Raw genomic sequence first — 408 nt, 5'->3', positions numbered from 1 at the left:
GTACGGGCTTCTTTCGAAGTCGTTCACTCATGGCTTGCAAAGCCTGTGTCGACGTCGTGCATTTTCCTCATGACCGGCTTGCGCCGCCATAGGCTCATTCCATCAAAGTCGTTTCATCTCTCGGGATTCGCTTCTTTGTTTTTCGGGAAATATCTGATTTAGAAGAGAATTTCATCGACAGCAATGTGCTCGTCGATTGCTCGGTGATCGTTTGCTAGCATGCCGCGAATCCATTCGAAAGCTTCGTCGCCGTCCGTCCTTTTGTGCCAGAGCATGGTCGGATGAAGTATGGCCGTGTTGCTCGGACGTCCAAGAATCACGAAGGGAGACGCGTTGGCAATCTGACGTGCAAATTGAAGCGGGACAACGCCGACCAGCGTCGGATCGGCCATGACGGCGGCCCAGGAA

1 pseudogene is annotated in these 408 nt (G+C 53.2%); it reads right to left on the bottom strand.

The window, feature by feature from the left end:
- Positions 1-158: 158 nt before the first annotated feature.
- Positions 159-408, bottom strand: a pseudogene (locus H6A60_RS12715) (hypothetical protein); the annotation flags it as partial.

It is taken from the genome of Sutterella massiliensis, assembly GCF_016899755.1.
GTDB lineage: Bacteria > Pseudomonadota > Gammaproteobacteria > Burkholderiales > Burkholderiaceae_F > Sutterella > Sutterella massiliensis.
Note: the sequence above shows the minus strand (reverse complement) of the source record. Positions and strands in the feature narration are given on the sequence as shown.